Below are 6,256 nucleotides of genomic sequence, written 5' to 3' on the forward strand. Positions count from 1 at the left end.
GCCGCAAACGGCGCTGCGCCCTGTAGCCGCGCGACAATCTAACTCCTGCCCACAAGCCTGCGCCGGCGCACGCTGGTCAGGCGCGTACCGGGGCCGAGTGCCCAGGCCAGAAGTCAGCCTGCACAAAAGCAGCGGCGTGCCACTCACTTGTACCGAGAATGCCAGTCTCGCATCGCTTCTTTTTCTGAATACCCACCTATTTTACTGATAATGAATAGATGAATGAGGACTGCGAGACCGCTGCCAATGCCGCCTCCAAGCACCAAGGTCCAACCCATCCAGTCAGGCACCGGATCGTCCCAGCTGGTTCCAGTAAATACCGAATGCAGCAACAAAGGGGACACCATGCAAAGAATCAGGACGATTAGCGAAAGCAAACCAGCGAGGATTCTGTATTGCTTAAGGCTCAAATTGACTCCTCGGATAGTGAGCACTCCAATTGACCCGCGGCTGCCGCGAAAGACGGCAGTATGCACGTTCAAGCAAGCCTACTCGCGCGGCCCGTCATGCCGCCACGCCGCCGGCCACGCCGGCAGCGGAATGCGCTCCTCGTCCCCCGGCACCGGCACGAAGGCATTCGCTTCCCAGTCGCGCGCTGCCTGCTCGATGCGCTCGCGGCTCGACGATACGAAATTCCAGAAGATGTAGCGGCGCCCGTCCAGCGGCGCGCCGCCGATCAGCACGAAGCGCGCGCCGGTGCTGGACGAGACCCGCACCGGCATGCCCGGCTCCACCATGGCCATCGTGTTGGCCGGGATCGCTTCGCCGTCGACCTCGATGGCGCCCATCGGGGCGTACACGGCGCTCTCCTCCGGCAGGCCGCCGAGGTCGATGGCCGCGCCCGGCGCCAGCTGCACGTCCAGGTACAGCGTGGTGCTGAAGGTCGGCACCGGCGACGTGCGCCCAAAGGCTGTGCCCACCAGCACCCGCACCGTGGCGCCTTCGAACTCGACTTCGGGAATCTGGTCCGCCGGGGTGTGCGAGAAGGCGGCCGGCGCTTCCTCGTGCTCGCGCGGCAGCGCCGCCCACAGCTGCAGGCCGTGGGTGCGGCGCACTCGGTCGAGCAAATCTTCCGGGGTGCGCTCGGAGTGAACGATGCCGCTGCCGGCCGTCATCCAGTTGATCGCGCCGGGCTCGATGCGCTGCTCGGTGCCCAGGCTGTCGCGGTGCATGATGGCGCCCTCGAACAGGTAAGTCACGGTGGCCAGCCCGATGTGCGGGTGCGGGCGCACATCGTGGCGCGCGCCGGGCTCGGCTTCCACCGGGCCCATGTGGTCGAAGAACAGGAAGGGACCGACCGACTGGCGCGCGGCAGCGGGCAGGATGCGCCGGACCTTGAAGCCGCCGCCAAGGTCCTTGTCATGCGATTTGAACAGGTGGGCAATGGACATGACACTCCTCCGATGTGAACGATACGCCTACTGTACACCATCCGCCCGCGCCTGCAGCCCGGCCGGAGGATGGGTCTAGACCAGCTCGCGCAGCACGCGAAAGCCCACGATGTCGTTCGACAGCACGCTGGAAAAACCATTGCGCAGCGCCGAACGCAGGTAACGCGGCGCGTACAGCCAGGAGCCGCCGCGCAGGATGCGGCGCGCCCCGTCGCCGCCCGCTTCCCATGCGCTGCCGTCGAGCGGCGCACCGATGTAGTTGTCGTGGACGACGTCCTGCACCCATTCCCACACGTTGCCGTGCATGTCGTACAGGCCCCAGGGATTGGCGGGGAACATGCCGCATGGGGTGGTGCCGTGGCGGCAGGCGCTGCGCGCGCCGCCGTTGTAGGTGAAGCTGCCGTCGTAGTTGGCCTGGTCGGGACCGATGGTGTCGCCGAAGCTGAAGGCAGTGCGGGTGCCGGCGCGGCAGCAATACTCCCACTCCGCTTCGCTCGGCAGGCGGTAGCGCTGGCCGGTGGCTTGCGACAGCCACCCTAGGTAACGCTGGGCGTCGTGCCAGGTGACGCCGACCACCGGGTGCGCATCGGTCTGCGTGAAGCCTGGCGCCAGCCAGTCCACGTCGCCCTGGGGCTCCCAGCCGGTCGCCTGCACGAACACGCGCCATTCGCCCACCGTGACGGGATAGCGTCCCAGCGCGAAGGGCCGTTCGATGCCGACCCAACGCTGCGGCGTTTCGCGCTCCAGCCAGCGCTGCTGCGCGCCGGCCGCCATCGCGATCTTGCGCTCGTGTTCGTAGGAACCCATCTGGAAGCGGCCGGTCGGGACCAGGACCAGCGAGGGCCCGCTGCCGGCGCCCTCCAGGAAAGGGTCGCACAGTACGCCGTCGCCGTCGGCCACCGGGCTGGCGGGGGTCGGCATGAGCTGCTGCAATTCGCTGGCCGTGCGCGCCGCCTGCAGTTCGCGTGCGCGCTTCTGCTCCGCCAGGTAGGCTGCGGTGGCCTTGGCCTGGGCCGCCTTGCGCTGGGCTTCTTCCTGCGCCAGGCGCGCCTTGGCGGCTTCTTCGTCGCGCTTGGCGAGCAGTTGCTGGCGCAGCGCTTCCTTGCGCGCCGCGCGCGCCTCTTCCTGCTCGGCGCGCTCGCGCCGCTGCTGCTCGCGGCGCTGGCGCTCGACCAGGGCGCGGGCCGCGGCCCTGGCCTGTTCCTCTGCCTGCTGGCGTGCAGCCAGCTCGCGTTCGCGCCGCTCCTGCTCGGCGCGCTCGGCCGCCTCCTTTGCTGCGATTTCCTCCGCCGATGGCCCCGCCGCATTGCGCAGGTTCTCGAGCAATGCGCGCACGGTCGGCGGGCGCGCCGCCGGATCCTGCGCGAAGCCGGCCCGCAGGGCGCCCCACTGGTGCGGCTGCAAGGCCTGCGGCGCCACGCCGGGGTCTGACGGCAGCGCCCCATCGAGCATCCGGTAGATCATCATCGACACCGCGTAGACGTCGAGGCTCGGGGCCGGCTGGCCCTGGCTGCCCGCTTCCGGCGCGCGGTAGCCCGGGGTGCCGGAGGTGGCCGGAGCATCCAGCGGCGCCGCGCCACTGCCGCGCGCGCGCGCCGCGATGCCGAAGTCGAGCAGCTTGACCTCGCCGCGCCTGGTCAGGAACACGTTGCCGGGCTTGATGTCGCGGTGGACCAGGCCATGCTTGTCCCAAGCGTAGTCGAGGGCGGCGGCCACCGGTTCGAGCAGGGCCAGCACGCGCTCGAAGGGCAGCTTGCCCTCGCGCGCCAGCAGGCTGTCGAGGTCCTCGCCCTCGAGGCACTCCATGATCAGGAAAAAGCTGGCGGTGGCCGGATCCTGCGCCCATTCGTAGACGCGCACGATGTGCTCGTGCGCCAGGCGGCGCGCGCGGGTGGCTTCCTGGATCAGCAGTTTGGACTGCAGGGTCGATTGCGTCAGCTGCGGCGGCAGGATCTTCAGCGCCACCTGGGCGCTGTGGCCCAGCTCCGCGTGGGTGGCCAGGTCGGTCGCTTGCCACACCTGGCCCATGCCGCCGTGCGCGATCAGGCGCTCGAGCCGGTAGCGCCGGTTCTGCGGGCCGACTTCCTGGCCGGCCATCAGGCCGATCTCGGTGCCGGGACGCGTCGCTTGCGCAACCGCTTCCTCTGCCGTCGCCTGGGCGGGGAGATAGGCCGCGTCCAGGATCGCGTTCTTGCGCTGGTCGAATTCGGTACGGCTCAGCAAGCCATCCTCGTGCAGGGCACGCAATTCGCGGATCTTGTCGATGGCAGTCTGCATTGCTTCGGTCACGCTGCCATCAATGCGGGATCGCCGCGCCACATGCGGCGCAGAAGCGCTCGCCCTCGCGCGCAGGGTGGCCGTGGGCGCACTGGCGGCTTGCTCCCGTCACGGTCGCCAGCAGGGCGACCTGGTGGCGGCGGTCGCGGTCGACCTCCAGCTCGCGCCGCGCCTGCTCGTCGCGCACCAGCTGCAGCGCTTCCTCGGTCGACAGCTTGCCCGCCTCGGCCAGCCCGGCCAATGCGCCCAGCTGCTCGGCATCCATGTTCGCGTGAACGCGGGTCTTCATGAAGTCGTTCAGCAGCGCCGCGTTCGGCGCTGCGGCCAGGGCCAGCTTGGCCGTGTCGTCCATCGCGGCGAAGGCTTCGAGGCGGCGCAGTTCCAGCGCGTGGCGGCGCTCTTCACCGTCGAGCTGCACGTCCTGCAGCGCGCGCGCCTGGCGCGCATCGAGCTCGATGGTGCGGGCCAGCTTGTCCTGCTGCTGCCCCGTGCGGGTGGACTCGATACGCTGGCGCGCCTGCTCGTCTTCCCATTCCTGCAGGCGCTCGGCCTCGCGCCGATACGCGGCATTCGCCAGCACCAGGCTCTGGTGACGCGCAAGGTGTTCCTGCTCGTCGATCTCGCGGGCACGGCGCGCCGCGTCTTCTTCGCCGGCGCGCAGGCGCACGAGTTCCGCCTGCCGGCGGGCGGCGTCTTCGATGAGCGCGGCCTGATCAAGCTTGTAGCGGATCTGCTGCTGCAGCAGCTGCTGGGAGAAACGCTGACGGGCAATCGCCAGGCTCTGCCGGGCATCCTGCTGGGCCAGCTCGAGTTCGCTGCGCATGCGTACCTGGGCCAGGGCGCGCAGGTGCTGCCATTCCCGGGCCTCATCGAGGCGGCGCGCGCCCTTCTTTTCCAGCTCGTGTTCGAGGTCGAGCAGCACTTCACCGGCGCCGCGCTCCAGCGCCTGCTTGCGCGAGCCGGCATCCAGGATACGGGCATACAGCTCGATCTGGCGTGCACGCACGGCGTGGGCGCGGTCGGCGCCCTGCAGCGACAGCTCGGCGCGCGCGATGGCGTCGTCCTGGCGCAGTTCGCGCTCGCGCTGGCGCACCCGGGCGGCCTGCTCGGCGCGGCGCAGGCGCTGCCATTCCTCGGCGTCGTACAGCTCGTCGAGGTGCTTGGCATGCTCGATCTGCACGTGGCGTTCGTCGGCCGCCAGCCACAGGCTGCCGACCCGGGCGCGGTGGGCGTCGTACTTGTCGTGGCGCAGCTCGACCGTGTCGACCTTCACCGCCGCCAGCCCGTATTCCAACAGCAACAGCTTGAGGCCGCTCTGCAGGCGTTCGTCGAACTGCTCGCGCAGCTCCCGGTTGCCGGCCATCTCGCGGATCGAGCGCGCGCCGACGAATTCCTCGGCCAATTGGCGCACCGGCGCCGCCAGGAGTTCGCGCAGCTGATCGGCGCTGATGGTGCCCGGCAGCGTCATGAAGTGGCGCGCGAAGGCCGGGACATTCTCGATGCGCAGGCTGACCATGAGGCGCGCGCTGACGGCCAGGTGCTCGGCAGTGGCGACGTCGTCGAAACGGAATTCGACAGGCAAGGCGCCAGTGCGGGTGACCAGGATCTCGGCGTGCTGGTCGCGCAGCAGGTGGTTCAGCCGGGTGAAGAAACCTTCGATCTCGTACTCGCCCTGGGGCACTTCGGTGGCCTTGTCACCCTGCAGGATGTAGGCGCGCGCCGTGGCCGGCACGCGCAGGGTCTTCACGAACACGCCCGAGAGTTCGCGCACGCCGAAGAACACGGCAAGTTCGTCCGGGCCGGCGACCCAGCGGTTCTCGCGTAGCACCGGGCTATTGCGCGGCGCGCCCAGGATCAGGCCACAGCCGGCGCAATAGCGCGCGTCGCCGCCCTGCTTGCGCTCGCAGCGCGGGCAACCGGCGCCTTTCACTCCGAACATCTGGAACATATCCGACTCCGTTTCCGTTTCTTCCTGCACAACATCACCCGGCGATTCTAGCGCAGCCGGGCGCGATTCAAATGATCCCGATCCTGTCGACGCAGGCCAGGCTGGCCCCGCGCCCGAGCAGCGCCGCACGCCAGCCCGGCGGCAGCTGCGCTTCCCAGGCCCGCGGCACCAGGATGCGGTCCCCCGGCGCCGCTTCGCGCCCCAGCAGCGCGCACTTCGGCAGCACGCCCTCGACCGTCTCGACCCGCCCCGCGTGCCAGCTTGTCGACTGGCCGGTGGCCAGCACCCGGCCACGCGCCAGGAACTCGCGCCCGCGCGCCATGCGGTCGGCCATGACCAGGGCCAGCTCGAAGGAAGCGCCCTGGAAGCGCTCTTCGCCGAAGCGCACCGTGGTGCGCCATTGCCCCAGGCCGCGGCCGTCGAAGTGGCGGGGAGGGGGCCGCACCGCCGCCCCCCCCCCCCGCCCCGCGGCCTCGACGCCCGGGGCCGCGGCACCCCCCCCCCCCTCGCCCCCCTCCCGCGCGGGGGGCACCCCGGCGTCGACCCCCCACAACCCCTCGCCGGCGCCGCCGCTATACAGCGGAAACCAGGCGCGCGCCCGCGCCCCCCCCGGCGGCGGGGTCGGGATGCCCGGTCAGGG

Annotated in this window: 5 protein-coding genes; all 5 read right to left on the minus strand. The window is 70.3% G+C overall.

Annotated elements, in window-relative coordinates:
• Positions 1 to 143 precede the first annotated feature (143 nt).
• The 5 genes from FG94_RS27415 to FG94_RS26160 all read right to left on the minus strand — a co-directional run bounded on the left by FG94_RS27415 (position 144) and on the right by FG94_RS26160 (position 6,061).
• Positions 144 to 410, minus strand: a complete 267-nt coding sequence (locus tag FG94_RS27415) for a hypothetical protein (RefSeq protein ID WP_152571049.1) — start codon at positions 408 to 410, stop codon at positions 144 to 146.
• Between the two features lie 78 nt (positions 411 to 488).
• Positions 489 to 1,391: a pirin family protein gene (locus FG94_RS19225; protein ID WP_036214945.1), complete on the minus strand. Its 903-nt coding sequence runs from the start codon at positions 1,389 to 1,391 to the stop codon at positions 489 to 491.
• 75 nt (positions 1,392 to 1,466) lie between these two features.
• Positions 1,467 to 3,668, minus strand: coding sequence for an SUMF1/EgtB/PvdO family nonheme iron enzyme (locus tag FG94_RS19230; protein ID WP_036214947.1), 2,202 nt, complete (start codon positions 3,666 to 3,668; stop codon positions 1,467 to 1,469).
• 19 nt (positions 3,669 to 3,687) lie between these two features.
• Positions 3,688 to 5,616 (minus strand): hypothetical protein, encoded by a 1,929-nt coding sequence (locus FG94_RS19235; RefSeq protein WP_036214960.1) that lies wholly within the window; start codon positions 5,614 to 5,616, stop codon positions 3,688 to 3,690.
• Between the two features lie 67 nt (positions 5,617 to 5,683).
• Positions 5,684 to 6,061, minus strand: a complete 378-nt coding sequence (locus FG94_RS26160) for a hypothetical protein (protein WP_152571050.1) — start codon at positions 6,059 to 6,061, stop codon at positions 5,684 to 5,686.
• Between the last annotated feature and the right edge of the window lie 195 nt (positions 6,062 to 6,256).

Origin of the sequence: Massilia sp. LC238, assembly GCF_000735635.1 — a bacterium.
In the GTDB taxonomy this organism is placed as follows: Bacteria; Pseudomonadota; Gammaproteobacteria; order Burkholderiales; family Burkholderiaceae_D; genus Telluria; species Telluria varians.

Coding starts and splice junctions, on each gene's coding strand:
- FG94_RS19230 (WP_036214947.1), bottom strand. CDS start 3,668: ATGCAGACTGCCATCGACAAGATCCGCGAATTGCGTGCCCTGCACGAG.
- FG94_RS19235 (WP_036214960.1), bottom strand. CDS start 5,616: ATGTTCCAGATGTTCGGAGTGAAAGGCGCCGGTTGCCCGCGCTGCGAG.
- FG94_RS19225 (WP_036214945.1), bottom strand. CDS start 1,391: ATGTCCATTGCCCACCTGTTCAAATCGCATGACAAGGACCTTGGCGGC.